The following is a 25,337-nucleotide window of genomic DNA, read 5'->3' as shown; positions in this document are numbered from 1 at the left end:
GGTCACGGGCAGGCGGCCTCCGTCAGGAGCGCCACCGTGACCGCGCCAGGGTCGAGGACGCCGCGTGCCACCTCGCCCACATAGCTGGCCCGGCCACGCCTGGCCAGCAGGTCGGCGGTGGCGTCGGCGCCGGAGCGGGCGGCGGCGGCCGCGGCCGTCAGCGCCTCCCGCAGGTCGCCTGGCGCTCCCACGGAGGCCGCGGTGAGCGCTTCGGCGGCCGGGACCATGGCGTCCACCATGGTCTTGTCGCCCGGCTTCGCCCCGCCGAGCCGCTGCACGGTCGCGGTCGCGTCGGCGAAGCCGCGGGCCAGCTCGGCCACGCCGACGGTCTCGGCGCGGGTCGCCTTGGCCAGGTGCCTGAACCACATCCCGAACAGCGGGCCGGACGTCCCGCCGGTGTTGAGGAACGCGGTGGAGACCACGTCGAACACGTCGCCGGGGGTGGCGGTGTCGGCGGTCGCGAGCGCCGTACGGGCGCGGCCCAGCGCGGAGCGCAGGTTCGCGCCGAAGTCGCCGTCGCCCGAGCGGCGGTCGAGGTCGGTGAGCGCCTGCTGCTCGCGGTCGAAGGCGGCGAAGAACCGCTCCATCCACCGCCGCGCGTCGGATGCGTTCATGCTCATGCCTTTCACCAGGTCAGGGCCGGGGTGCGGACGGGAGCGTCCCAGAGGGCGACGCGGGTGTCGTCGGCGCGCACCAGGGTGATGGACAGGCCGGCCATGTCGAGCGAGGTGACGTAGGGGCCGACCAGGCTTCTGGCCACCTCGATGCCGCGGCCGGCCAGTTGCCGGTGCACGGCCCGGTGGACCAGGGACAGTTCGAGTCCGTGGGTGGCGCCGAGCGAGTTCACGACGACGAGCACGCCGTCGCCGCGGCCCAACCCGAGCGCGGCGACCAGCCGGTCGAGCAGGTCGGCGGTCAGCTCGTCGGCGCTCGCGAACGCCCGCCTGCCGATGCCGCGCTCGCCGTGGATGCCGACGCCCAGCTCGACCTCGTCGTCGGCCAGCTCCCACGCGGGCAGGCGCTCGCCGGGATGCGCGCCCGCCGCGAGGGCGACGCCCATGCTGCGCGCGTCGCGGACCAGCTCGCGGCCGAAGCCGGCGACGCGGGTCAGGTCGGCTCCCTGCTCGGCGAGGGCGCCGCACAGCTTCTCCACCACGACGACGGCGGCGGTGCCGCGCCGCCCCGGGCCCTCGCCGTCGGCACGCTCGGAGGCGAGGTCGTCGTCCACGAGGACCCGCTCGACGGAGACGCCCTCGTCGGCGGCGATCTCGGCGGCGATGGTGAAGTTGAGCACGTCGCCGGTGTAGTTCTTGACGATCTGGAGCACGCCCCGGCCGTTGTCGACGGCGGTGGTCGCCGCCGCCACCTGCAGCGCCGTGGGGCTGGCGAAGACCGCGCCGGGCACGGCGGCGTCGAGCATGCCGGCGCCGACGAAGCCGGTGTGGAGCGGTTCGTGCCCGGATCCGCCTCCGGACACCAGGGCGACCTTGCCGGTGGCGGGCGTGGCCCGGACCACGTAGGCGGGGTCGGGGTTCAGCCGCAGGAGCGCGGGGTGGGCCAGGACCAGCCCTTCCAGCGCCTCCGGGACGACCTGATCGGGTTCGTTGACAAACTGTCGTCGGCTCATGCAGCCCAACTTCCGTGTAACGAGCTCTTGACGTGCCGGAAAACTAACCCATACATTCCTCCATGTCCAGACTGTACGTCTTGTACGTACCAGGGCACTGACCTCGGATTACGGAGTCACCATGAACCTACCCCCCGACGGCAAGGCCATCGACCGCGTCTCGGTCGAGCCTTACTACCTCCAGCTGGCCGACCGGATCCGCAAGCAGATCTCGGACGGCCACCTCGCGATGGGCGACCGCCTGCCGAGCGAGGGCGAGCTGGCCACCACCTGGAACCTGTCGCGAGCCACCGTTCGCGAGGCGCTCCGGCTGCTGGAGGAGCAGGGCTGGGTCATCCGCATCCCCCGCCGCGGGGCGTTCGCCTCGATGCCGCCCCAGCGCGGCTGGCTGCTGCAGGGGCGTGAGGGCTTCTTCGAGGACGAGGTCGAGGGGCGTCAGCGCCAGGTCACCACCCAGGTGCTGCGCGCCGAGCAGGCCCCGCTGCCGCAGTCGGCCCTGGAGGCGCTGCACCTGCCGCCCGGCAGCCACGGCTACGTCCTCGAACGGGTGCGCGAGCTCGACGGCAAGGTCGCCCTGTTCTCCATCAACTATCTGCCACCGCAGATCGGGACGCTGGTGTCGCGCGGCGAGGTCCCGACCGGCACCGGCTCGCTCAACGGCATCCTGCGCAGGGCCGGCTACGCCGTCGCGAGCGCCTCGCGCACGGTCGAGGCGGTCGCCGCGGAGGGCGAGATCGCCCGCCTGCTCCACGTGCCCGAGGGCACTCCGCTACTGAAGATCAAGTCGACGTCCTGGGACGCGAACCTGGTGGCCTTCGACCACTACGAGGTCTGGGTACGCAGCGACGTCGTGCACGTCGAGATCCAGGTGGGCGCCCCCACCCCGTCGTCCACCTCGGCCCGCCACCCCGAGATCGGCCGGATCGCCAGCCCCTGAACCCGCTTGCCCGGCCCGCCGCGCCGACGGCGGGCCGGTCCCCCCACCCCCTCCTGGAGGATCTCTTGCGACTCCGTACCCGACCACTCAGCGCGGCCGTGCTGGCCGTCGCCACCCTCGCCACCGTCTCCGCCTGCTCCGACCCCACCGCCGAGCAGACCTCGGCCTCGGGCGAGACCACGATCACCGTGGCGCTCGCCGCGAACCCCCAGATGAAGACCGCGGAGAGCCTCATCGCGGACTTCGAGCAGAAGAACCCCGGCCTCAAGGTCAAGTTCACCACCCTGCCGGAGAACGACCTGCGCCCCGCCGTGACCAAGGACGTCGCCACCAAGGCCGGCCAGTACGACGTCACGATGATCGGCAGCTACGAGGTGCCGATCTGGGCGAAGAACGGTTGGATCGTTCCACTCGACGACTACGTCGCCAAGGACACCGCCTGGGACTCCGGCGACGTGCTCCAGCCCATCAAGGACATCGTCTCCGCGGACGGCAAGCTCTACGGCGCCCCCTTCTACGGCTCCAGCTCCTTCCTCTTCTACCGCAAGGACCTCGCCGAGAAGGCGGGCGTCAAGATCCCGGAGAAGCCGACCTGGAAGCAGGTCGCCGACGCCGCGGCCAAGATGGACGACAAGAAAGGCGGCGTCTCGGGCATCTGCCTGCGCGGCCTCCCGGGCTGGGGACAGAACCTGGCCTCGCTGACCACCGTCATCAACACCTTCGGCGGCCGCTGGTTCGACGAGCAGTGGCAGCCCCAGCTCACCTCGCCCGAGACCACGAAGGCCGTGCAGTTCTACGTCGACCTGCTGCGCGAGCACGGCCAACCGGACGCCGCCAAGGACGGCTGGGAGGGCTGCCTGCAGCAGATCACCCAGGGCAAGACCGCCATGTGGTACGACGACACCGTCTTCGCCGGCTCGGCCCTGCAGCAGGCCACCCCCGAGATCAAGGACAACCTGGCCTTCGCCCTGGCCCCGGTCGAGCGGACCGACGCCTCCGGCTGGCTGTGGTCCTGGGCCCTCGGCATCACGGAGTCCAGCAAGAACAAGGACGCCGCCTGGAAGTTCATCTCGTGGGCGACCAGCAAGGAGTACATCAAGCTGGCCGGCGCCAAGGCCGGCTGGGACTCGATCCCGCCCGGCTCGCGCACCTCTACCTACGACCTGCCTGAGTACCAGGAAGCGGCCAGGTCCTACGCCGACCTGACCCTCAAGTCGATCAACGCGGCCGATCCGAAGCAGCCGACCGTGCGGCCGGTGCCCTACACGGGCGTCCAGTACGTCCAGATCCCCGAGTTCACCGACATCGGCGACTACGTCTCCCAGCAGGTCGCGGGCGCCATCAGCGGCACCCAGACCGTGGCCGACGCGCTGAGGAAGTCCCAGGAGTACGCGGCGGAGGCCGTCAAGAAGGCCGGCTACCTCAAGTAGCCGCCGGGGGTGGCGTCGCGAAGGCCACCCCGCGACGCCACCCGACAACCCAGGAGGAGGTGGGACATGACCGCCATCGCGTCAACGACCGGCCCGGCGCGGGCCCGCGGCCGGCGCGGGGCGTGGAGCAGACGCGCCCCGTTGCTGCCGGCCCTCGTCATCACGCTCGCGCTCACGCAGATCCCGTTCGTCATGACGATCTGGTACTCGCTGCGGAGCTGGAACCTGCTGGCCCCCGGCGAGGGAGGCTTCGCGGGGCTCGCCAACTATCGGGCCACGTTCGCCGACGGCACCTTCTGGAAGGCCATCGGCAACACGGTGGTGCTCACCGCCGGGGCGACGATCCTCAGCATGCTCGTGGGCCTGGTGCTGGCGATGCTGCTGCAGAAGAAGTTCCCCGGCCGGGGCGTCGCCCGCACGCTCGCCATCACGCCGTTCTTCATCATGCCGGTGGCGGCCGCGCTGTTCTGGCGCAGCGCCATGTTCGACCCCTCGTTCGGCCTGCTCGGCTGGCTCACCGACCTGGCCGGGCTGCCGCGGGTGAACTGGCTGAGCGAGCAGTCGATGACGTCCATCGTGCTCATCACGTCCTGGCGCTGGACGCCGTTCGCGATGCTCGTCCTGCTCGCCGGGCTGCAGGCGATGCCCGACGAGCAGCTGGAGGCCGCGCGGGTGGACGGCGCGAGCTGGTGGTGGCAGTTCCGCGGCGTGGTCCTGCCGCATCTGCGGCCGTTCATGGAGCTGACCGCGCTGCTGCTCAGCATGAACGTCATCCAGACGTTCGGCGAGATCGCGCTGCTCACGGCGGGCGGCCCCGCGTACGGCACCACCAACATCACCTACTACGTCTACCTGCGCGCGTTCAACTCGTTCGACTTCGGCACGGCGTCCGCCTACGGCCTGGTCACGCTGGTGCTCACGATCGCGCTCGCGCTGCCGGCGCTGCGCCTGCTGTCCGGCATCTTCCGACAGGAGGGACGGCGATGACCGTCACCACCGCTCCGGACAAGGACCGGGCCCGCTGGCCGGTCGCCGTGCTCGGCTGGCTCGGCTCGCTGCTGCTGTTCTCGCCGGTCGCGTACATGCTGCTCAAGAGCGTCCAGAGCGAGACGGACGCCGCCTCGCCGGCGCCGAGGCTCATCTTCGAGCCGACGTTCGAGCACTACAGGAACGCCTTCGGCGCGGGTTTCTGGGCGTACGCCGGCAACTCGATCGCCATCGCGGTGGTCTCGACGGTCCTGGTCCTGCTGCTCGCGCTGCCGGCCGCGTACGCGCTGTCGGTCCGGCCGGTCCGCAAGGCGCAGGACGCGCTGTTCTTCTTCATCAGCACCAAGATGATGCCGATCGCGGCCGGCATCATCCCGATCTACGTGGTCGCGCAGCAGCTGAACCTGCTGAACACGGTCACCGTCCTGATCGTCCTGCACCTCGGCATGAATCTGCCGCTCGCGGTGTGGATGATCCGCTCCTTCCTGCAGGAGGTGCCGGGCGAGGTGCTGGAGGCCGCGTCCATGGACGGGGCCGGCCGGCTGCGGATCATGCGCAGCATCGTGCTGCCGCTGATCAGCCCCGGCCTGTGGGCGACCGCGCTGCTGTCGTGCGTGTTCTCCTGGAACGAGTACTTCTACGCGGTCAACCTCACCACGACCACCTCCAGCCTGCCGGTGTTCATGCAGAAGTTCCTGTCCTTCGGTGAGCTCTACACCGCCCAGGTCGCGGCCGTGGCCACCGTCGTGAGCGTCCCTGTCGTGATCCTCGGCTGGATCTGTCAGCGCAGCCTGGTGCGCGGCCTGCTGTTCGGAGCGGTGAAATGATGCGCGCGATCATCCTGGACGGAAAAGGCGGCGTCGAACCGGCCGAGGTGCCCGACCCGGTGCCCGGCCCCGAGGACGTCGTCATCGCCCCCGCCGCGGTCGGCATCTGCGGCACCGACCTGCACCTCGTCGAGGGCAGCTACGCCACGGGACGCCATCCGGTCGTGCCCGGCCACGAGTTCGCCGGCACCGTGGTCGAGGTCGGGGCGGACGTCCGCGGCCTGTCACCCGGCGACCTGGTCGGCGTCGACCCCAACGTCAACTGCGGCCGCTGTCGCTGGTGCCGGGCGGGAGCCCCCAACCTGTGCCTCAGCCTCGAACCGGTCGGCGTCACCCGCGCCGGGGCCTGCGCCGAGAAGGTCGCCGTCCCCGCCCGCGTCGCCCACCGGCTGCCCGCGGGCCTCGATCCCACGGTCGGCGCGCTGATCGAGCCGCTCGCCTGCGTCCTGCACGCCCTCGACCGCGCCCCCGACCTGCGGGGACTGGACGTCCTGGTGTACGGCGCCGGCTCCATCGGCCTGCTCCTGTGCGCCGTCGCCCGGCAGCGCGGAGCAGGCCGCGTCCAGGTCGTCGAACCGCACGCGGTACGCCGTGACGCCGCGCTCCGCCTCGGCGCCGACCACGTCGCCGCGAACGGCGCCGAACTCGACCTGCCCGACGGGGCCCAGGTCGTCGTCGAGGCGAGCGGGCACCCGTCCGCCGTCGCCGACGCGCTGGAGCGGATCGCGATCCGCGGCACCCTCGTGCAGATGGGCGTCACGGCGCCGGAGACGGCCGTGCCGCTGCGCCCGTTCGAGGTCTTCGAGAAGGAGCTGACGGTGCTCGGCTCCAACAGCCTCGCCGACTGCTACCCGGCCGCCGTCGAGCAGATCGGCGACCTGGCCGCGGCCGTCCGGCCGCTGGTCACGCACCGGCTGCCGCTCACCGCGTACGCCGAGGCGCTCGCGGTCGCCGCCTCCCCCGAGGCGCTCAAGGTCCACATCGATCCCTCAATGAACACCTGATCGGAAGGCAACACCCATGACCATGGCCTACCGCATGACCCGTACGCTGCCCGCGGACCGGGCGGCCATCATCATGCCCGTCGACCACGGGCTCATCTTCGACCGCCTGCCCGGCCTGGAGAACCCGGCCGCCGTGGTGGAGGAGTTCGGCGGTGACGACATCACCGGCTTCATGATGAGCCCGGGGCTCGTCGTGCGCACCGAGCGGTACTTCGCCGAGCGACCGCACCTGTCCCGGGTGATGGCGATCGACGCGTTCTACCACTACACCGACGCCCCGGCCGGCGTCGGCGCGCTGCAGCACAGCGTGGAGGACGCCGTACGGCTCGGCGTGGACTGCGTGAAGATGCTGATGCCCTGGAACACCACCAAGGCGGAGCAGGCCGCGCTCGTCACCCGCGTCGGCAAGGTGGTCTCCGACTGCGAGCGCTGGCAGATCCCGCTCATGCTGGAGCCGGTGATGCTGGGCGCGCCGCGCACCCCCGAGGTCGTCGCCGCCGAGGAGCTGGCCGCCCGGATCGCCTTCGACCTCGGCGCGCACATCATCAAGATCGCGTTCCCGGGCGAGGACGGCACCCGCCGCCTGGTCGAGGAGCTCGGCCTGCCCGTCGTCATCGCCGGCGGACCCCGGGAGGGCGACGCGGCCGACACCGTCGAGGCCGTCAGGCAGACCGTCGTGGCCGGCGCCCGCGGCATCATCGTGGGCCGCAACGTCTGGCAGCGCAGCCTTCCCGAGGCGCACACCATCGTCGGGCAGCTCGCCGCGCTCTCGCGTTCCGGCGGCCGCACGCTGCAGACCGTCTGACCATGACGGACGTGTGGGCCGGCGCCGACCTCGGCAGCACCAACGTCAAGGTGCTGCTCGCCGACGCCGAGGGCACCGTACTGGCTCGCGCCGCCAGGCCCACCCCCAGGGCCGGGCTGCGCGTCCGCCCGGACGAGCTGGTCGACGTCCTCGAGGAGCTGATCCTGCTGGCCGCGGGCGCGGCGTCGCGTCCCCGGCTGCGCGGGGTGTGCGTGGCCGGGGTCGGCGAGGACGGCGTGCTGCACGCCGGCGGGCGGCCGCTCGGCACCGCGCTGCCGTGGTTCGACCCGTCCCGGCGTGCGGCCCTGGACCGCCTGGCCGAGCTCGCCCGGCCGGGCGACCGGCTCCGCTACGGGGTGGAGCTGGACGCCGCCCGCACCGTCGCGGCCTGGGCCCTGATCCCGTCCGCCGACCTCGCGGCGGCCGACGGGTGGGTGGCGTGCACCGACTACCCGGCGCTGCGCTGGACCGGCCGGGCGATCATGTCCAGCAGCCTCGCTCCGCGCACCGGCGCCTGGCTGCTCGATCCGGGTGAGTGGGACATCGAACGCGCCGGCCGGTTCCTCCCCGCCGACCTGCTGCCGCCGGTCGTCCCGGCCGGCACCGTGGTCGGCGAGCTGCGCAGCAGGCGGCTGGCGGACCTGCTCGCGTCCGACGCGGTGGTGGTCGCGGGCGGCCACGACCACCCGGTGGGCGCCTCCGTCGTGCACCGGCAGGATCCCGGCGCGCCCCTCGACTCGATGGGCACCGCAGAGGTCCTCGTCCGCACCCTCGAACCCGCGAACCGACCGGCCCGCACCGGGGACCGCCGGACCGGGGACCGCGGGGATCGCGGAGACCTCCGGACCGGGGTCCTCCGAACCGGGGACCTCCGGAATGAAGACGGCGGGGATCGCGGAGACCTCCGGACCGGGGATCGTCGGACCGGGGGGAACCCGCCTCCTGGGGTGGACCTCTCCCCTGCGGTGCTCGGCGACGGTCTGACCGCTCTCACCGTGCTGGAGCTGGACCGCAACATGACCTGGCTCCGCGACAACGGCCTCGGCCCCTGCCTGGACGCCGTCCTGGCCGGCCGCCTCGTCGTGGAACGGCCCGATCGGCCGGTGTTCGCGCCCGGCGCGGCAGGCGGCGAACCGCCCTACTGGACACCCGCCGCGGCCGACCTGTCCGCCGAGGCGCGGGCGGCCGGCGCGGCCTGGCAGCTCGCGCAGGCCGGCGCCGCAGCCCTGCGGGCCCTGGCCCCCGACGCCGAAGCCGCCTACGCGGCCGGCGGATGGACCCGCGCGCCAGGGTGGATGCGCCTGAAGGCCGCCGCGGCGGGTCTGCCGTACCGGATTCTCGCGGAGCCGGAGCTGTCCGCACTCGGCGCGGCCCACCTCTGCCTGCCCGGACCGATCGCACCGGTGTCCGTACGGGAACTCACCCCCTGACGCGACCGGTGGCCGTACGTGGGGCTGCCATGACTCCAAGGAGCACCTAGAGTATTGGTATAGTCACGTACAGCTATGGGGGTGGTCATGGTCGTGCCGCGTCACGTGGCGTGTGTGATGGACGGAAACGGCCGCTGGGCCGCGCAGCGGTCGCTGCCGCGCACGGCGGGTCACGAGGCCGCCGAGGCCGCCGTGATGGACGTCATCGAGGCGGCGCGCTCCTCCGGGGTCTCCTGGCTGAGCCTCTACGCCTTCTCCACGGAAAACTGGCGGCGGCCGTCCGGCGAGGTCGACATCCTCATGCGGCTCGTCCGCCGCGCCATCCGCAAACACGCGCCGGTGCTGCACACGCGGGGCATCCGCTGCAGGTTCCTCGGCATGACCGACCCGCGCATCCCGGCGCCGCTGGTCCAGGACATCACCGACCTGATGACGCTCACCCGCGACAACAAGCGCATGACGCTGACCGTCGCCTTCGACCACGGCGGCCGCCGCGACATCGTGGAGGCCGCCCGGTCGCTGATCCGGTCCTCGACGCCGGCCGACCAGGTCACCGAGGCGAGCTTCGCCGAGCACCTGCCCTACGCCGACACCCCCGACGTGGATCTGGTCATCCGCACCTCCGGCGAGCAGCGCATCTCCAACTTCATGCTCTGGCAGGTGGCCTACGCCGAGTGGGTCTTCCCCAAGGTGCTCTGGCCCGACTTCCGCGCCGCCCACTTCTGCGAATGCCTCGACGCCTACCTCCGGCGCCAGCGCCGGTTCGGCGACGTCAGCCCCGCCACCATGACAGGAAAGGGCCTTCGATGACTCACACGATCCCCCAGGAGACCATCGACGTCTTCGGACCCGACTCCATCCTGCGCCGCCTGGTCGGCGAGGCACGCTGGGGCCTCGCGGTGACCCGCGCCACCCTGCTGGAAGCCGCCCACCCGCAGATCGGCGCGGCGCTGATGGAGAACTCCACGTTCCTCACCAACCCCTGGCGGCGGCTGCGCAACACCGCGACGAGCTCGCGGCGGCTCCTCGACCCCGATCCGCGCGTACGCGACCGCGAAGCGGCCCGGCTCAACCGCCTCCACTCCCGCATGTCCGGCGTCGACGCCCAGGGCCGCCCCTACGACGCGACCGACCCCGCGGCGCGCGCCTGGGTGGCGGCGACCCTGTTCGAGTCGACGGTGACGATGTGCCGGCTGAGCGGCGACGCGCTCGACGCCGACGAGATGCGGCGGCTCTACGCCGAGCACCGCACGTTCCTGGCCCTGATCGACGGCACCAGCGACCACCTTCCCGCGACGCTGCACGAGTTCTGGCCCTACTACGACGACATCGTCGAGCACCAGCTGGAGAACAACGAGGCGGTGGGCGCCATCCTCTACCGGCTGTTCGCCAACGTGCCCGCGCCTCCGGTGCTGCGCCCCTACCCCGTGGTGTGGGCCGCGGGCCGGGCCGTTGCGGGCCCGCTGGCCACGGCGATCACCATCGCCTCGCTCCCCGAGTCCTTCAGCCGGCGCGTCGCCCTGCCCGACCTGCCGGGCGCCCGCACCCTCATGCAGGCCGCCTACCTCAGCACCGCCCTCGCCACCCGCCACCTGCCGGAGAGCTGGACGCGGGTGGAGTTCTTCATGGGCCTGCTCGACCCCTCCCACCACAAGGGCGCGGGCCCGTGGGAGACCGTACGCCGCCGGGCCGGCAAGGCCGCGGCCCTGGCCCGCCTCCTCACCCCCGCCTCCGGCGGCGAGGACGGCCAGGTGACCCGATCGGCCGACCGGTTCTTCGCCGAGGTCCTCGACCAGACCGGCGACGGCTACCTGCGCTGGCCCGACCTGGCCGCGATGGCCCGGGAGATCGCCACCCGGCTCGACCTGGGCGAACAGGAGGAAGACCGGCTGTTCCAGGCGTACGCCGCCTGGTGGCGCGAGCTGCAGAGCGCCCTCGACAGCGACGGCGACGGACGGGTCACCCGCGCCGAATACGCCGCCTCGGCCGCCCGCCTGCCCAGCACCGGCCTCGTGAAGATCGCCGACGTGCTGTTCGACGTCACCGACGTGGACGACGACGAGAAGATCGACAGCGAGGAATACCTCAACCTGTTCCGTACGGCCTTCCACCGCGACCTGGCCGGCAACGACGACAGCTACTCCCGCGGCGCCTTCGTCAGACAGTTCGTCTCCTTCATGTCCGGACAGCAGCACTCCAACGCCTACATCTCCCTCCTGTCGTCGGGCTGACCGTGGACGACATGAGCGATGCCGAGGTCGAGCGGATCGCCGAGCTGCTGAGGGAGCGCAACGCCGTCGACGAGAAGATCGCAGCGATCATTCAGCGACCGATGACGGCGGGCCACCTGGGCGAGTGGATCGCGGCGCGGGTCTTCGGCATCGAGCTGGAGAGGTCCGCGGTGACCGCCGCGATCGACGGCCGGTTCACGTCCGGTCCGCTGCACGGGCGGACGGTCAACGTGAAGTGGTACTTGAAGCGCGAGGGCCTTCTGGACATGACCGAGCGGGCGGCGCTGGACTACTACCTCGTGCTGACGGGGCCGGCGTCGCCGGCGGCCTCGTCGCGCGGGGGCGTCCGCCCCTGGTGCATCGAGTCGGTCTACTTGTTCGACGTCCAGCAGGTGCAGGCGGAGCTACGCGCGCGCGGGCTCAGGATCGGAACCGCCTCCAGCGTCCGAGCAGCGCAATGGGCGGCAGCCGAGATCTACCCGCGCGCAAGCAACCCGGCGCTGCTCCTGCGCCCCGAGCAGGCGGAGTTGCTGCGCCGTTTCGCACTTCGATGACTGCGCGAGCGTGGATGGGACGCGTAGCGGCGTCTATGCTCTGGCCTTCGATGCGGTGGTCCTCGCTTTGGAGCCAGAGCGTCCCCGCCCTCCGGAGGCATGAGGTGACTGATCGTCGAAGGCGCTGGGGGCAGGATGCGACCAGGGCCCTGCTGGGCTGGACCTCCTGGCTGTTGATCCTCCTCGCGGGAATGCTGGCCGGAGATCTCCTCAGCGAAGGGTCGGAGAGGATCACGACGACTTATGTCGTCGCCCGGGTTGTCGTGTTCGGGGGCGGCTGGCTCGGCGGAGCACTCGTCATCCGGCGGCTGACACGTCGAGCGGCCGACGATCCCCGCGGAGCGGATGACGAAGGCGCCTAGGCCGTCGGCTTACGGCTTGGTGGCGGCGGCGCGGCCCTTCAATCGGTGAGTTCGGCGGCTATGGCGCGGGGGCTGCTGCGGTGATGCCTCCGGTCTGCGACGCCTGCCCGCGGCCTGCGACGGCACGCCTCTGCCCGCGCGGCACGCCGTTGCCGAGCTCAACCATGCCGTGGCCGTGCTTGGGCGCGGCGCGTCCTCCGCTTGGAGGCCGTTGAGTCGGCAGGGTTCCGGTGCATCCGCTCGGCCGGATGAAGCTGCTCCAGCCGAGGTCGGGTGGCCAGTTGGAGCGGCGGGGCGGGGTCGTGGCTGCGTTCTTTCCGTCCGCCTCGTGCCGCAGGGAAGGCTCCTGCTTGGGGCGGGGGGTGCCCGTCGCGGACGCTGGTCGGCGTTGACAGATCTTGGTGAAGATCCGTAGCGTGTTGTGAAAAGTGCGACATATGGGGCGCTTTGCAGCGTCCTGCGGAAAGGAAAAGTGTGCGACGTAGACTGGCGCAAGCAACCTCCACGCTCATGGCAGCGGTATTCCTGACGGTCGGCGGAGCCTCCATCGCGGCCGCTTCCGCGGAGGCCGGATCGACGCAGCAGGCCTACGCCGCGGCCGGCTGGACGCCGTACAAGAATTACGCCACCTACGCGGCCTGCCAGCAGGAGGGGAAGGAACTGCTGAATGCGGGCATCGTCAAGAACTACGACTGTTCGTGGGACAGCCCCTACTGGCTGCTGAGCGTTTACAAATAATTCCGCGAAAGGCTGATGGAGGGTGACGGAGCGTGGTCCGTCACCCTCCATCAGACTGTTGGCTGGCTATTCGATACGTACGCGGAGCAGCCAGAACGGGCTGTCGTAGTCACAGGTGTAGGCGATGACGACTCCGCCGCCGAGCATTTCCCGGCCCTGCTGACGGCAGGCTTCATAAGTGGCGTAGTTCTTGTAGTCCACCCAGACCGCAGGCGGCGCCGCGACCTTTGCCTGCTGTGCGGTTTGAGCTTGTGCGGAAGCGGTCGCGAGGAAGCTTCCTCCCGCTGTCAGGAATACTGCTGCCAGGAGCGTTGAAGCGGCTTGCGCCAATCTGCGTCGCACACTTTTCCTTTCCGCAGGGCACCCGATTGCGCCCCTTTTGCCGACCTTTGCGCAACACGCTACGGATCTTCACTCAAGTGTGTCAACACCGTAATTGACTTTCTCCGATTTTCGGAGAAGGGGGGTTGCCGTCAGGTCGATCCTGACGCTGCCGCGCCCGCACGCCCCCGCGCCTTTACACAAACCGGATGATCATGTCAACGGCAAGAGTCATCGAAACAAGGTTGCGCCTTGCGGCGATCTTCATCGTTAAGTTCTGATCTTGGTCCGGCATAGGTTGCAGGCGCCACAAGCAATGATCACCGACTTCCGCGACGCGGTGACAGCGTACGGACGAGGTGCTCGACAGAGGAGAGTTCATGATCCGTTCTCTTGGCAAGCTGGGCGACCGGCTGCTCGACAAGCTGCTCCCCACGACCTCCGCCGCCGCCGACACCTGCTGGGACGAGATCAAGTTCGTCGGCTACACCATGCGCAGGACGTGCTGCATCGCCGCCGGTTACACGGCCTGCACCCCCTGGCGCTGATCGAGATCCGCACCGAGTGATCGTCATGCGGTGCACGGCGCCGGCTGCGTGCCGGTCGGCGCCGTTCTCCGGGCGGGCCGGCCTGTGAAGGGAATTCGATGTCGTACCTCGTTGTCGCCGTAGTCCTCGTCGGGGCCCTGTGCGCCGTGAACCTGCTGCTGACCCTGGCGGTCATCCGCCGTCTCCGCGAGCATGCGGCCCAGCTCGCCGCCGGTCGGCCGGCGCGACCGCCCCTCGTGCGGGCCGGCACCGCGCTGCCCGATTTCACCGCTGCCGCGGCCGACGGCACGACGGTGTCGCGGGACTTCTTCACCGGGCCGACCCTGGTGGGGATGTTCTCCACCACCTGCTCGGCCTGTCACGAGCGACTGCCCGAGTTCACCAGCCGGGCGGAGTCCCTCGGCCCCGGGCGCGCGCTCGCGGTGGTCGTGGACGAGAAACAGGACGCCGGCGCGTTCGCGGCCGCCCTGGCCCCGGTGGCGACCGTGGTCGTCGAGCCGCCGGACGGGCCGCTGGGCAGGGCGTTCCAGGTGTCGTTCTTCCCGGCCTTCTACCTCGTCGACGGCCGAGCGGTGATCTCCGCGGCCGCGCTCACCCCTGACGAGCTGCCGCTGGCGGCCCTCACGTGAGGGACGCCGGGGCGGGCTCCCTGCTCCGCCGCGGACGGGTGGCGGCCGAGCTGGCCTGGCGGGCGCAGCCGGCCGCCGTGCTGGGTTCGCTGGCAGTGGTGCTGCTCATGGGTGCGGCACCGGTGGCGACCGCGTGGCTGACCAAGCTCGTGCTCGACAGCCTGGCGAGCGGCGGCGGCAGCGGCGACGGTGGTAGTGGCGGCGGCGGGGGCATCCTCCTCCTCGCGGCCGCCCTCGGGGTGGCGGGCCTGGCCCTGGTCGTCCTGCCGCACGTCGCCGAGTACCTCAACGGGCAGTTGCACCGGGGGTTGCAGCGGCTGATCTACGATCGGCTGTTCCGGGCCGTCAACGCCGACCCCGGGCTCAGCCGGTTCGAGAACCCCTCCTTCCACGACGAGCTGCGGCTGGCCCATGAGGCCGGCCAGAACGCACCGCAGCAGATCGTCGGCTCATCCCTGGCGATCTTCCAGGGCGTCCTGACGCTGCTCGGGTTCATGGTCACGCTGACCGTGCTCAGCCCGGTCATGGTCGTCATCGTCATCGCGGCCGCGCTGCCGTCGGCCCGGGTACAGCTCGCCTTGAGCCGCCGCAGGGCCCGCACGATGTGGGGCATCAGCTCCAACACGCGCCGCCAGCTCTTCTACGGCGCCCTTCTCACCAGCCCCGACGCGGCCAAGGAGGTACGGCTGTTCGGCCTCGGCGACTTCCTGCGCGCCCGGATGCTCAAGGAGCTCGGGACCGTGAACGAGGCCGAGCGGGACCTGGACCGGCGGACGCTGCGCAGCCAGGGGCTGATGTCCCTGCTGGGCGCCGCCGTCGCGGCCGGCGGCCTGTTCTGGGCCGTGCTGGCCGCCGCGTCGGGCAGCCTGAGCGTGGGGGACGTCTCCGTGTTCGTCGCCGCCGTCGCCGGGGTGCAGACGGCCCTGACCTCGATCGTCAGCCAGTGGGCCGGCGCGCACAACGCCCTGCTGATGTTCGGGCACTACGTCGGCGTCGTCCAGGCCGGGCCCGGCCTTCCGGTGGCCGCGGCGCCCGCCGCGCTGCCCGCGCTGCGCGAGGGCATCGAACTGCGCGACGTGTGGTTCCGCTACGACGACGAGCACCCCTGGGTGCTGCGCGGGGTGAACCTCTTCATCCCGTACGGCAAAGCCGTCGCCCTGGTCGGGCTGAACGGGGCGGGCAAGAGCACCCTGGTCAAACTGCTGTGCCGGCTGTACGACCCGGTCCGCGGCGCCGTCCTCTGGGACGGCGTGGACCTGCGTGAGGTGCACCCGGACGACCTGCGCGCCCGGCTCGGCGTGGTCTTCCAGGACTACATGGCGTACGACCTCACCGCCGCCGAGAACATCATGCTCGGTGACCTGGCCGCGGGTGCCGATCCGGAGGCGATCCGGGCCGCGGCCCGGCGGGCCGGGATACATGACGCGCTCGACACGCTGCCCAAGGGCTATGACACGTTGCTCAGCCGGATCTTCTTCGGTGAGGGGGACGAGCGGCAGGCGGGGGTGACGTTGTCGGGCGGGCAGTGGCAGCGGCTGGCGCTTGCCCGTGCGCTGATGCGTCATCGCCGGGACCTGCTCATCCTCGACGAGCCGAGCTCCGGCCTGGACGCGGAGGCCGAGCACGCCGTCCACCTGGGGCTGCGCCGGCATCGGGCGGGACGTACCAGCGTGCTGATCTCACACCGGCTCGGAGCCCTGCGGGACGCGGACCTCATCGTCGTGCTGAGCGAGGGGAAGATCCGCGAACGCGGCTCCCACAGCGAGCTCATGGCGCTGGGCGGCGAGTACGCGCGGCTGTTCGGTCTGCAGGCCAGCGGCTACGAGCCCGCCGCCGGGCCAGGTGCCGGGGAGAGCCTGCGTACGACCACGCCCAGCACCCGGTCCGCCGGTAGATGACCCCAGTGCCGCGAGTCGGCGCTCAGCGGGCCGTCGCCGATCACGACCAGCCGCCCTGCGGGGACCAGCGCCCCCTCGGGGGCGTTGACCGCGGGCGGCACAGGATCGCCGGGCAGCGCGGCCACCCGCTTGATGAGCCACTTCGCGTCCTTCGGGGCGGACAGCGGGCCGGTGCGCCACCGTCCGCCCGCCGCCGCCTCGAAGACCACCACCTGGCCCCGCCCGAGTTTCGAACCGGCCACGCGGCGGACGAGCACCCGGTCGCCGGAGCGGTACGCGGGCTCCATGCTCGGCCCGGTCACCCGGACGACCACGAAGCGACGGCGGGCGACGGCGAGGGCCCCGGCGAGAACCCCAAGCAAGATCAATAAGTACCGCACGGGGCCACCCTAGCCGTCATGTCCCAGGCCACGCGTCAGACGCGGCTCCACCGCTGGTTGGCGCCGCCGTTGCAGGACCAGAGCACCAGCTTGGTGCCGTTGGCGGTGGCGTTGTTCGGCACGTCGAGGCACCGGCCCGACTGCACGCCGGTGATGGTGCCGTCGGCGTTCAGCCGCCATTGCTGGTTGGCCTGGCCGTTGCAGTCCCAGATGATCACCTGGGTGCCGTTGGCGGTGCCCTGGTCGTAGGCGTCCAGGCACTTGTTGCCGTACACTCGCAGCTCGCCGCTCGCGGTCGGCGTCCACTGCTGGTTGGGCTGGCCGTTGCAGTCCCAGATCTGCGCCTGCGCGCCGTTGGTCGGCGAGGCGCCCGCGACGTCCAGGCACCGGCCCGAGCCGACCCCTCTGAACGCGACCGCGGGGACGATGCCGCCGCCGGTGACGGTGTACATGGCCGCCCCGTGCCCGGGCACCGACGCGCTGATGGTCCCGGTGGAGGAGGACGTCGTGTGCGCCCACAGGTCGCGTACCGAGTAGGAGGACGCCGAGCCCAGGCCGAGGGCCGAGGCGGTGGTGGAGACGGTCGAGGTGGAGGTGCCCCGGTTGAGCAGGACGACCGCGACCGAGCCGTTCGACATCGGCTTGCGCCAGACTTCCAGGTTGCCGTTGTCGCTGATCTTGTGGCCCTGCCTGCCGCCCCAGTCCTGGTTGACCGCGATGACCTCGGTGTTCGTCAGGATGGTACGGGTCTCAGCGCTCATCGACCGGAGGTCGTTGCCCGCGATGAGCGGCGCGTTCAGCAGGGACCACAGGCTGAAGTGCGCCCGTCCCTCGGTCGCCGTGAGCGAGCCGACGCCGACCTCCAGCATGTCGGGGTCGTTCCAGCCTCCGGGCCCCGAGTACGCTTCGAGCCCGACCTGCTGGTCCAGGATGCCCATGACGGAGTTCCAGTTCGCGGCGATGTCACCCGTCGTGCGCCAGGAGTTGCCCACCGGCATCCCCCAGGTCCACACGTTCTCCTGGCCCCAGTTGCACAGGCTGTAGAGGATCGGGCGTCCGGTGGCGGCCAGCGCGTCGCGCATGGCGGTGTAGCGCTGTAATCCGGTCCTGCCCTGGTGGTCGCCGCAGTTGTCGTACTTCAGGTAGTCGATCCCCCAGGACGCCCACAGCGCGGCGTCGCGCTGCTCGTAGCCGAGGCTGGCCGGGTAGCCCGCGCACGTGGTCGTGCCCGCCGAGGAGTAGATGCCGAGCTTGAGCCCCTTGCCGTGGACGTAGTCCGCGAGGGCCTTCATGCCGCTGGGGAACTTCTGCGGGTCGGGCACCAGGTTGCCGCCGGCGTCGCGGCTCTTCGTGGACCAGCAGTCGTCGATGTTGACGTACTGGTAGCCGGCCGCGGCCATGCCGCTGGAGACCATGATGTCCGCGGTCTGCCGGATGAGGCTCTCGTTCACGTTGCAGAAGAAGGAGTTCCAGTCGTTCCAGCCCATCTGCGGGGTGCGGGCGAGCCCGTTGTCCAGCGCGAGGGCGGGCGACATGGCGCCGCCGACCGCGACCAGCGAGGCGGCGGCCAGTGACACCGTCAGGAGCCAGCTCATGAATTTACGCATCCGATTCCTCCCTTCAGGAGGTGAACTGCCACCAGTTCACGTTGAACAGGTAGCCGCTGCCGCCGGCGTACCTGAAGTACAGGTCGTGGGTGCCCGTCGCGCCGTTCACCGGGCAGGTGACCGTCGTCCATGTCTGCCAGCCGCCGGTGCCCGCCACGGTGCACGTCCCCACGAGGGTGCCGTTGGGCCCGTCCAGGCGCAGCTCGATGCGGCCGCCGCCGGCCGCCGAGGCGACCCGCGCGCTGAAGGACCTCGCGCCGGAGCCGAAGGCGACGCCCTTGACCTTGACGTAGTCGCCGTTCTCGATCCACCCGACGTTCATGCCGCCTTCGCTGGCGGGCTCGGTCTCCACGCCGGACTCCCAGGCGATCGTCTCGGCCTCCTGGCGGACGTAGGGGTTCAGGGTGCCGACCTGGGGCGCTCCGGTCGTGGTCATGTTGATCGTCGGGATGGTGCCGTCGGCGTTGTAGGTGAACTTCTCGACGGCGACCGAACGGGTGAAGCCGCCGCCGCCCGGCAGTGCGCCGTTGTGGTAGAAGAAGTAGGAACCGCCGTTGAAGTCGATGACGCCGGCGTGGTTGGTGAAGCTGCTGCCCTGCGTGGGCATGACCGTCCCGCGGTAGGTCCAGGGGCCGGTGGGGCCGGGGGCCGTCGAATAGCCGATGAACTCCGAGCAGCATTTCGCGGCGAAGACGTTGTAGTAGAGGCCGTTGCGCTTGTAGACCCAGGGGCCCTCCTCGTACAGCGTGGGCCGGCTGGCGTTGCCGGTGCGGGTGCCGAAGCCCGCCGTGGTGAGCGGGATCTGGGTGGGGCTGCCGGAGTACGAAATCATGTCGGCGTTGAGCCGGACGTACCAGAGGTTGGGGTTGCCCCAGTACAGGTACGCCTGCCCGTTGTCGTCGATGAAGACCGTGGGGTCGATCTCACCGTTCCTGACGAGGGGGCGGCCGATGGCGTCCCTGAAGGGTCCGGTGGGGCTGTCGGAGACCCCGACGCCGATGGCCATCTGACCGCTCGCCCGGTCCTTGACCGGGACGTACCAGTAGAACTTGCCGTTCCGCTGGATGGTCTGGCCCGCCCACGCGTCCGCGCTCGCCCAGCTGAAGGTCGCCACGTTCATCGGCGAGCCGTGGTCGGTCCAGTTCACCAGGTCGGCGGACGACCAGACCCGCCACTCCTTCATGGTGAAGTACGTCGAGCCGTCCTCGTCGTGTCCGGTGTAGAGGTAGACCCGGCCGTTGTGCACCAGCGGAGCGGGGTCGGCCGTGTAGATCGTCTGGACGATCGGGTTGTCCGCCCTGGCCGTGCCGGGGATCACCGCCACGAGGCAGAGCAGCGCCGCGATCACGAGCGCAGCGCGCCCGGAGAGAGCGCCGAACCGAAGATTCATGATCACCTTCTGTTAGGGGGGGTCAGGTGCGGGTCCAGCGCTGGTTGGCGCCGCCGTGGCAGGTGTAGAGCTGGATCCGGGTGCCGTTGGCGGTGCCCTGGCCCACGGCGTCGAGGCACAGCCCGGACTGCGCGCCGGTGACGGTGCCGTCGGAGTTCAGGCGCCACGACTGGTTGGCCCCGCCGTGGCAGGAGTAGATCTGGACGGCCGCGCCGTTGCCGCTGCCGGCCGCGTCGAGGCATTTGTTGCCGTAGACCCTGAGCTCGCCGGCCGAGGTGGCGGCCCACTGCTGATTGCTCCGCCCGTTGCAGTCCCACAGCTGCACCTGCGTGCCGTCGGTGGTGGCGGCGCCGGGCACGTCCAGGCAGCGCCCGGAGCCGACTCCCCTGAGCGGCCCGGTCGCGTCACCGGACGTGGGCGTCGTCGTCGGGGAGCCGCCGGCGTCCAGGCCGAAGAAGCGGATGGCGTACGCGGCCATCCCCGCTCGCGGCAGGTCGTGGCCGGCTCCCGAGATGGTGTACGCCTCGACCTGGCCCGAGCCGAACACCCGCCGGGTCCAGCCGGACTGCGGGCTGTCGGTGGAGGCCGGGGTCTGGCTCAGCCCGTGCACGTTCGTCCACTGGTCGACCTCCTCCTGCAGCATCGTGTACTGCAGCACGGAGTCGGCGGTGCCGTGCCAGGCCTGCACGCGGGGCCGGGGCCCGGTGTAGCCGGGGTAGGCGTTCCTGACCAGGTCGCCCCACTGCTGCGGCGTCTTGTCGCCGCACCCGGCGGGCCCGAGGCAGCCGTAGGGCACTCCCGCGTACGGCGCGCCGGCCTTGAACACGTCCGGGTACGTGGCCAGCAGGTTGAGCGTCTCCATCGCGCCGGAGGAGAACCCGGTGGCGAACACCCGCTGCGGGTCGCCGTTGTAGCGCTGCAGCACGTGGTTCACCATGGAGACGATCGACACCGGGTCACTGCCGCCGCCGTGGCGCAGGGCCTCGTTCGACCACACGTCGAAACAGTTCGACATGCCGTTGGCGCTCTTGTTGGCCTGCGGGTAGATGACGACGAAGCCGTACCTGTCGGCCAGCGAGGCGAACTCGGTCCCCTGGTGGAAGCCCGGCGCCCAGCCGTTGCAGCCGTGCATCGCGACCAGGACGCCCGGCCGGGATGCCACCCTGTCGGGGACGTAGAGGTACATCCGCAGGCCGCCGGGGTTGGTCCCGAAGCCCGTCACCTCGGTCAGGACCGCGGCCGACGCCTGCGGCGTGGCCGTGAGGAACGCGGACAGCGCGGTGACCGCCGCCGTGATCAGGACCGCCAGGACGGTTCCGATGCCCGCGCGTCTTCTCGTACGCTTCATCGGTTCGCCTTTCCTGTGTTAGCGCTAACAATGTGCTGGAGGTGGTGGCAGGACGGAGCAAATACGGGGCAGAAAGGTACTGTCAAGAGCGCCTTAGCTTGCGGCCGAATGGAGACGGCAGCGGGTGAATGCGCTCACCTCGGATTTTCCGGTCCTGCGGGACTCGGGCCTGCTGTGAAACTTTCGGCGTTCGGTCAGCCCACGCGCGCGAGCTGCCATTGCTGGTTGGTGCCGCCCCAGTCGTCGTACTGGACGATGTTGCCGCCGTCGGCGGTGGAGGCGCCCTGCACTTCGAGTGCCTTGTTGCTGTGGCGGGAGATGAGTCTCACGTAGCCGTCGGGGCTGTCGGCCAGGCGCCACTGCTGGTTCGTGCCGTTGGAGTCGGTCCACTGCACGATCGCGCCGCCGTTGGCGGTGGAGAAGTTGTAGACGTCGAGGACCTTGCCGGAGTGGCGGGACTTGAGCCGGTAGTAGCCGCCGCCGGAGTCCACGAACTGCCACTGCTGCTGGTTCTGGTTGTTACGGGTCCATTGCGTGATGCGGCCGCCGTCGGCGGTGGACAGGTTGTAGACGTCCAGCGCCTTGCCGCTGTTGCGGTTGACCAGGACGTACCAGGCGGTGGTGTCCACCACGCCGCCGGGGGCCTGGGTCACCCCGGTCACGAAGGTCGTCACGCTGCGGGCGGGCAGCGTGGCGGTGAAGGAGCCGTTCGACACGCCGGCCGCGCCCTGGGGCGCGACGTTCCTGCTCGCGTCGGTCACCCACGACGACACGCTGGACGCGGTGCCGCCGGCCAGGGTGAACTGCTGGCTCACCGCGGAGGTCGTCTTGTTGATGGCGACGATGGCGACCGTGCCGTCACCGCCCCGGTACGCCGAGACGTAGACGTTCGACACCGGGTTCGCCGTCGCCGCGATCCGCACGTACCCCGGGCGGACGAACCTGGCGAACTGCGCCATGTTGGCACCGCGCTTGCTGAGCTGCCCGTCCTCCCGCATCGGGCCGTAGCTGCGCCGGATGTACCACCAGATGTACGCCTGGAACTCGGCGTCCACCATGGCGTGGTGGATGTGCTCCCCCACGTCCAGCGCCTGGGGCCAGAGGTCCGCCGAGTCGCTGCTGTTGGGGTAGTAGACCTCGGTCATCCAGAGTTCCTTGCCCGCGCCCTTCTGCTGGAAGAGGGGGTAGGGGAAGTTCGCGTACGACGTGCCGTAGAGGTGGGCCCCGATGATGTCCACGTTGGCGAGCGCCGTGGGGTCGTTGAGTATCGGGTCCGACATGTTCTTCAGGTACTGGAAGGACTCGGGCGCGATGACCCTGGTGCTGATCGAGCCGGCGTTCTCCCGCAGGAAGCGCACCATCTCGGCGGGGGTCCACCACGTCCATTCCTGCGCGTAGTCGGGCTCGTTCTGCACGGATATGCCGTATAAGTTCACCCCGTTGTTCCGCATGTACGTGGTGAAGTCGTTGAGGTGCTGGGCGTAGGCGGCGTACGAGCCGTACTTGAGGCGCCTGGCGTTGGTCTGGCTGCCGCGGACGAAGGTCTCGACCATGGCGGCGGGCGGGTTCCACGGCGAGGCGATCACGGTCGCGCCGAGCTCGGCCGCGCGCCGTGCCGTCGCCAGGTCGCGGCTCCAGTCCGCCTGGTTCTCGGGAACGGGGATCCTCAGCACCGAGAACCCCAGCCGCCCCTCGCCGGCGCCGAACGCCGTCTCCCGCTGGGCGGCCGTCAGGTCGCCGATCCAGGCCGCATGGGCCATGCCGCCGAAGCCCCGGATCGTCTGCCTGCGCGCCGACGGGTCGATGACCACCGCCGCGGCGGCCGTCGCGGGCCGTGTCGTGGCCGCGAGGACCGGCAGTGCTCCCATCGTCGTCAGGACGGCTCTCCGGCTCAGCGATCGGCGATCTCCGGGCGCGGGCTCTGTCATGGTTCCTCCTGGTGGCTTTTCCGGAGGAACGTAAAGCCCTGACTCCGGCCCGTCAACCATGTGAGGCCGGAAACTTAATGGCCTGGTTTTCGCAACTTAAGGAGTGCCGCCCAGCGAATTCCATGAAACTTTCATGCGTACGAGCGCTGCCGCTCCGCCCTCCCCGGAGGCGAAACTCCAGGAGGGAAGGCCGGATGACGGCGAAACTCCCGCTCGGCGGGCGACCCCTCTCGTTGACGCCGGGCCGCCTGTCGGATGTACTCCGCGACGAAGCCCCGTTCGTGTTAGCGCTAACAGCGGAGCGCCCGATGAAGCACAGACCTCTGTCCATCCTGGCGACGGTGACCGCCCTACTGGCCGGCCTGCTCGTCGCCCTGCAGACCCAGCCCGCCAACGCGGCCACCGTCGACACCAACGCCTGGTACGTCCTGGTGAACCGCAACAGCGGCAAGGCCCTGGACGTCTACAACCTGTCCACCGCCGACGGCGGCCGCATCACCCAGTGGACCCGCAACAACCAGAACCAGCAGCAGTGGCAGTTCGTGGACTCCGGAGGCGGCTACTACCGCGTCAAGTCCCGCCACTCCGGCAAGGTCCTCGACGTCTCCAACCAGTCCACCGCCAACGGCGCCGCCATCGTCCAATGGACCGACACCAACGGCACGAACCAGCAGTGGCGCCTGGCCGACAGCCCCGACGGCTACGTCAGGCTCATCGCCCGCCACAGCAACAAGGCCCTCGAAGTGCAGGGCGCCTCCACCGCCGACGGCGGCAACATCGTCCAGTACGACGACTGGGGCGGCGCCAACCAGCAATGGCAACTCGTCCCGGTCAACGGCAGCGGCAACGGCAACGGCAGCTACACCAACCCGGTCGTCTGGCAGGACTTCGCCGACGGCGACATCATCCGGGTCGGCGACGCCTACTACTACTCGGCCTCGACCATGCACTACTCGCCGGGCGCGCCGATCCTGCGCTCCTACAACCTGGTCGACTGGGAGTACGCGGGACATTCGGTCCCGAGGCTCGACTTCGGCTCCAATGCCTACGACCTCAACGGCGGCCGGGCGTACGTGAAGGGCATCTGGGCCTCCACCCTGAACTACCGGCCCAGCAACAGCACCTACTACTGGATCGGATGCATCGAGTTCAACCGGACCTACGTCTACACCGCGTCCGCCGTGGACGGCACGTGGACCAAACGCTCGCAGATCAACAACTGCTACTACGACGCCGGCCTGCTGGTCGACACCGACGACACCATGTACGTCGCCTACGGCAACGGCACCATCAGCGTCGCCCAGCTCTCGGCCGACGGGCTCAGCCAGGTCCGCGCCCAGCAGGTGTTCCAGACCCCGAGCAGCGTCGGCACCCTGGAGGGCTCCCGCTTCTACAAGCGGAACGGCTACTACTACATCTGGCTGACCCGCCCCGCCAACGGCCAGTACGTGCTCCGCTCCACCTCGCCGTGGGGCCCGTACGAGATGCGCCAGGTCCTGCTGAACATGCCGAGCCCCATCTCCGGCGGCGGCGTCCCCCACCAGGGCGGCCTTGTCCAGACCCAGAACGGCGACTGGTACTACATGTCGTTCGTCGACGCCTACCCCGGCGGCCGGGTGCCGGCGCTCGCGCCGATCACCTGGAGCGGCGACTGGCCGACCGTGCAGACCGTCAACGGCGGCTGGGGAGCCAGCTACCCGAAGCCGAACATCCAGACCAGCCGCACCGTCTCGTCCATGATCGGGCCGGACACCTTCACCTCGGGCAGCCTCGGGCACCGTTGGGAGTGGAACCACAACCCCGACACCAGCCGCTTCTCCACCGGCAACGGCCTGCGCCTGCAGACCGCGACCGTCACGAACGACCTCTACAACGCCAGGAACACGCTGACCCACCGCATCCAGGGCCCCTCGTCCACGGCGACGATCGAGCTCGACTACTCGCAGATGAGCAACGGCGACCGCGCCGGGCTGGCCATGCTGCGCGACCAGTCGGCCTGGATCGGCGTCAAACGCGACAATGGCGTCAACCGGGTCGTGATGACCAACGGACTGACCATGAACAGTTCGTGGCAGACCACCGGCACCGGCACGGAGGCGGCGAGCGCGAACGTCTCGGGCGGCCGGATCTGGTTGCGCGCCACCGCCGACATCCGGCCGGGGTCCGGCAGGCAGGCCCGTTTCTCCTACAGCACCGACGGCAGCACGTTCACGAGCCTCGGGCCGGCCTTCACGTTGAACAACGCCTGGCAGTTCTTCATGGGCTACCGGTTCGGGATCTTCAACTACGCGACGCAGTCGCTCGGCGGGGCGGTGACCGTACGCCGCTTCGATCTCACCACGCCCTGACGCGGGCA

Annotated in this window: 23 protein-coding genes; 15 read left to right on the top strand and 8 right to left on the bottom strand. The window is 70.5% G+C overall.

From position 1 onward, the window contains the following. Window positions 1-2: 2 nt before the first annotated feature. Window positions 3-620 carry a dihydroxyacetone kinase subunit DhaL gene (gene dhaL, locus ABD292_RS10520; protein ID WP_344206900.1) on the bottom strand — a complete coding sequence of 206 codons (618 nt, stop codon included), beginning with the start codon at window positions 618-620 and terminating at the stop codon, window positions 3-5. A gap of 5 nt (window positions 621-625) precedes the next feature. After that, window positions 626-1,627, bottom strand: coding sequence for a dihydroxyacetone kinase subunit DhaK (locus ABD292_RS10515; RefSeq protein WP_344206899.1), 1,002 nt, complete (start codon window positions 1,625-1,627; stop codon window positions 626-628). A gap of 121 nt (window positions 1,628-1,748) precedes the next feature. Here ABD292_RS10515 and ABD292_RS10510 point away from each other — a divergent pair, with 121 nt between their 5' ends. From ABD292_RS10510 to ABD292_RS10460, 11 genes are all read left to right on the top strand, one after another. Then, on the top strand, window positions 1,749-2,564 hold the full coding sequence (locus ABD292_RS10510) for a GntR family transcriptional regulator (protein WP_329591547.1): 816 nt from the start codon (window positions 1,749-1,751) through the stop codon (window positions 2,562-2,564). Between the two features lie 65 nt (window positions 2,565-2,629). Further along, window positions 2,630-3,994, top strand: a complete 1,365-nt coding sequence (locus ABD292_RS10505) for an ABC transporter substrate-binding protein (RefSeq protein WP_344206898.1) — start codon at window positions 2,630-2,632, stop codon at window positions 3,992-3,994. A gap of 66 nt (window positions 3,995-4,060) precedes the next feature. Beyond that, entirely contained in the window at window positions 4,061-4,981 is a 921-nt protein-coding gene (locus ABD292_RS10500; protein WP_344206897.1) for a carbohydrate ABC transporter permease, read from the top strand. After that, window positions 4,978-5,808: a carbohydrate ABC transporter permease gene (locus ABD292_RS10495; RefSeq protein WP_344206896.1), complete on the top strand. Its 831-nt coding sequence runs from the start codon at window positions 4,978-4,980 to the stop codon at window positions 5,806-5,808. The genes ABD292_RS10500 and ABD292_RS10495 overlap by 4 nt, the downstream gene beginning before the upstream one ends. Beyond that, window positions 5,805-6,812 carry an alcohol dehydrogenase catalytic domain-containing protein gene (locus ABD292_RS10490; RefSeq protein WP_344206894.1) on the top strand — a complete coding sequence of 336 codons (1,008 nt, stop codon included), beginning with the start codon at window positions 5,805-5,807 and terminating at the stop codon, window positions 6,810-6,812. The genes ABD292_RS10495 and ABD292_RS10490 overlap by 4 nt, the downstream gene beginning before the upstream one ends. A gap of 16 nt (window positions 6,813-6,828) precedes the next feature. Next, window positions 6,829-7,617 (top strand): class I fructose-bisphosphate aldolase, encoded by a 789-nt coding sequence (locus ABD292_RS10485; RefSeq protein WP_344206893.1) that lies wholly within the window; start codon window positions 6,829-6,831, stop codon window positions 7,615-7,617. Between the two features lie 2 nt (window positions 7,618-7,619). Beyond that, window positions 7,620-9,047: an FGGY family carbohydrate kinase gene (locus ABD292_RS10480; protein ID WP_344206892.1), complete on the top strand. Its 1,428-nt coding sequence runs from the start codon at window positions 7,620-7,622 to the stop codon at window positions 9,045-9,047. A gap of 75 nt (window positions 9,048-9,122) precedes the next feature. Further along, window positions 9,123-9,857: a polyprenyl diphosphate synthase gene (gene uppS / locus ABD292_RS10475; protein ID WP_344206891.1), complete on the top strand. Its 735-nt coding sequence runs from the start codon at window positions 9,123-9,125 to the stop codon at window positions 9,855-9,857. Further along, a complete protein-coding gene (locus ABD292_RS10470; protein WP_344206890.1) occupies window positions 9,854-11,278 on the top strand; it encodes an oxygenase MpaB family protein in 1,425 nt (474 codons plus the stop codon). The genes uppS and ABD292_RS10470 overlap by 4 nt, the downstream gene beginning before the upstream one ends. Window positions 11,279-11,289: 11 nt before the next feature. Next, window positions 11,290-11,832, top strand: a complete 543-nt coding sequence (locus tag ABD292_RS10465) for a hypothetical protein (protein WP_344206889.1) — start codon at window positions 11,290-11,292, stop codon at window positions 11,830-11,832. A gap of 872 nt (window positions 11,833-12,704) precedes the next feature. Then, window positions 12,705-12,932 (top strand): hypothetical protein, encoded by a 228-nt coding sequence (locus ABD292_RS10460; RefSeq protein WP_344206888.1) that lies wholly within the window; start codon window positions 12,705-12,707, stop codon window positions 12,930-12,932. Between the two features lie 66 nt (window positions 12,933-12,998). Here the strand turns inward: ABD292_RS10460 and ABD292_RS10455 are convergent, their stop codons facing one another. After that, window positions 12,999-13,274, bottom strand: coding sequence for a hypothetical protein (locus ABD292_RS10455; RefSeq protein WP_344206886.1), 276 nt, complete (start codon window positions 13,272-13,274; stop codon window positions 12,999-13,001). A 359-nt stretch (window positions 13,275-13,633) separates the two neighbouring features. Here ABD292_RS10455 and ABD292_RS10450 point away from each other — a divergent pair, with 359 nt between their 5' ends. The 3 genes from ABD292_RS10450 (at window position 13,634) to ABD292_RS10440 (ending at window position 16,328) form a co-directional block, all read left to right on the top strand. Continuing rightward, complete coding sequence (locus tag ABD292_RS10450) at window positions 13,634-13,801, top strand: hypothetical protein (RefSeq protein WP_344206885.1); 168 nt, start codon at window positions 13,634-13,636, stop codon at window positions 13,799-13,801. A gap of 98 nt (window positions 13,802-13,899) precedes the next feature. Continuing rightward, window positions 13,900-14,430 carry a TlpA family protein disulfide reductase gene (locus tag ABD292_RS10445; protein ID WP_344206884.1) on the top strand — a complete coding sequence of 177 codons (531 nt, stop codon included), beginning with the start codon at window positions 13,900-13,902 and terminating at the stop codon, window positions 14,428-14,430. After that, window positions 14,427-16,328 carry an ABC transporter ATP-binding protein gene (locus tag ABD292_RS10440; protein ID WP_344206883.1) on the top strand — a complete coding sequence of 634 codons (1,902 nt, stop codon included), beginning with the start codon at window positions 14,427-14,429 and terminating at the stop codon, window positions 16,326-16,328. Before ABD292_RS10445 ends, ABD292_RS10440 begins: the two co-directional genes overlap by 4 nt. On the opposite strand, the gene ABD292_RS10435 is transcribed toward ABD292_RS10440, so the two are convergent. The 5 genes from ABD292_RS10435 to xynC form a co-directional block, all read right to left on the bottom strand. Then, window positions 16,250-16,690 (bottom strand): S26 family signal peptidase, encoded by a 441-nt coding sequence (locus ABD292_RS10435; RefSeq protein WP_344206882.1) that lies wholly within the window; start codon window positions 16,688-16,690, stop codon window positions 16,250-16,252. The genes ABD292_RS10440 and ABD292_RS10435 overlap by 79 nt on opposite strands. Window positions 16,691-16,743: 53 nt before the next feature. Next, window positions 16,744-18,315: a lectin gene (locus ABD292_RS10430; protein ID WP_344206881.1), complete on the bottom strand. Its 1,572-nt coding sequence runs from the start codon at window positions 18,313-18,315 to the stop codon at window positions 16,744-16,746. Window positions 18,316-18,328: 13 nt separating this feature from the next. Next, entirely contained in the window at window positions 18,329-19,705 is a 1,377-nt protein-coding gene (locus ABD292_RS10425) for a glycoside hydrolase family 43 protein (RefSeq protein ID WP_344206880.1), read from the bottom strand. A 22-nt stretch (window positions 19,706-19,727) separates the two neighbouring features. After that, window positions 19,728-21,053 carry an extracellular catalytic domain type 1 short-chain-length polyhydroxyalkanoate depolymerase gene (locus ABD292_RS10420; protein ID WP_344206879.1) on the bottom strand — a complete coding sequence of 442 codons (1,326 nt, stop codon included), beginning with the start codon at window positions 21,051-21,053 and terminating at the stop codon, window positions 19,728-19,730. Between the two features lie 194 nt (window positions 21,054-21,247). Next, window positions 21,248-22,921: a glucuronoarabinoxylan endo-1,4-beta-xylanase XynC gene (xynC, locus tag ABD292_RS10415; RefSeq protein WP_344206878.1), complete on the bottom strand. Its 1,674-nt coding sequence runs from the start codon at window positions 22,919-22,921 to the stop codon at window positions 21,248-21,250. A 368-nt stretch (window positions 22,922-23,289) separates the two neighbouring features. Between xynC and ABD292_RS10410 the strand changes: the two genes are divergently transcribed. Beyond that, window positions 23,290-25,329 carry a family 43 glycosylhydrolase gene (locus ABD292_RS10410; RefSeq protein ID WP_344206876.1) on the top strand — a complete coding sequence of 680 codons (2,040 nt, stop codon included), beginning with the start codon at window positions 23,290-23,292 and terminating at the stop codon, window positions 25,327-25,329. The last annotated feature ends 8 nt before the right edge of the window (window positions 25,330-25,337 follow it).

It is taken from the genome of Nonomuraea bangladeshensis, from assembly GCF_039529455.1.
GTDB classification, from domain to species: Bacteria; Actinomycetota; Actinomycetes; order Streptosporangiales; family Streptosporangiaceae; genus Nonomuraea; species Nonomuraea bangladeshensis.
Note: the sequence above shows the minus strand (reverse complement) of the source record. Positions and strands in the feature narration are given on the sequence as shown.

Coding starts and splice junctions, on each gene's coding strand:
- ABD292_RS10410 (WP_344206876.1), top strand. CDS start 23,290: ATGAAGCACAGACCTCTGTCCATCCTGGCGACGGTGACCGCCCTACTG.
- ABD292_RS10500 (WP_344206897.1), top strand. CDS start 4,061: ATGACCGCCATCGCGTCAACGACCGGCCCGGCGCGGGCCCGCGGCCGG.
- ABD292_RS10470 (WP_344206890.1), top strand. CDS start 9,854: ATGACTCACACGATCCCCCAGGAGACCATCGACGTCTTCGGACCCGAC.
- ABD292_RS10480 (WP_344206892.1), top strand. CDS start 7,620: ATGACGGACGTGTGGGCCGGCGCCGACCTCGGCAGCACCAACGTCAAG.
- ABD292_RS10450 (WP_344206885.1), top strand. CDS start 13,634: ATGATCCGTTCTCTTGGCAAGCTGGGCGACCGGCTGCTCGACAAGCTG.
- ABD292_RS10420 (WP_344206879.1), bottom strand. CDS start 21,053: ATGAAGCGTACGAGAAGACGCGCGGGCATCGGAACCGTCCTGGCGGTC.
- ABD292_RS10510 (WP_329591547.1), top strand. CDS start 1,749: ATGAACCTACCCCCCGACGGCAAGGCCATCGACCGCGTCTCGGTCGAG.
- ABD292_RS10425 (WP_344206880.1), bottom strand. CDS start 19,705: ATGAATCTTCGGTTCGGCGCTCTCTCCGGGCGCGCTGCGCTCGTGATC.
- ABD292_RS10490 (WP_344206894.1), top strand. CDS start 5,805: ATGATGCGCGCGATCATCCTGGACGGAAAAGGCGGCGTCGAACCGGCC.
- ABD292_RS10495 (WP_344206896.1), top strand. CDS start 4,978: ATGACCGTCACCACCGCTCCGGACAAGGACCGGGCCCGCTGGCCGGTC.
- xynC (WP_344206878.1), bottom strand. CDS start 22,921: ATGGGAGCACTGCCGGTCCTCGCGGCCACGACACGGCCCGCGACGGCC.
- uppS (WP_344206891.1), top strand. CDS start 9,123: ATGGGGGTGGTCATGGTCGTGCCGCGTCACGTGGCGTGTGTGATGGAC.
- ABD292_RS10465 (WP_344206889.1), top strand. CDS start 11,290: ATGAGCGATGCCGAGGTCGAGCGGATCGCCGAGCTGCTGAGGGAGCGC.
- dhaL (WP_344206900.1), bottom strand. CDS start 620: ATGAGCATGAACGCATCCGACGCGCGGCGGTGGATGGAGCGGTTCTTC.
- ABD292_RS10445 (WP_344206884.1), top strand. CDS start 13,900: ATGTCGTACCTCGTTGTCGCCGTAGTCCTCGTCGGGGCCCTGTGCGCC.
- ABD292_RS10430 (WP_344206881.1), bottom strand. CDS start 18,315: ATGCGTAAATTCATGAGCTGGCTCCTGACGGTGTCACTGGCCGCCGCC.
- ABD292_RS10515 (WP_344206899.1), bottom strand. CDS start 1,627: ATGAGCCGACGACAGTTTGTCAACGAACCCGATCAGGTCGTCCCGGAG.
- ABD292_RS10460 (WP_344206888.1), top strand. CDS start 12,705: ATGGCAGCGGTATTCCTGACGGTCGGCGGAGCCTCCATCGCGGCCGCT.
- ABD292_RS10485 (WP_344206893.1), top strand. CDS start 6,829: ATGACCATGGCCTACCGCATGACCCGTACGCTGCCCGCGGACCGGGCG.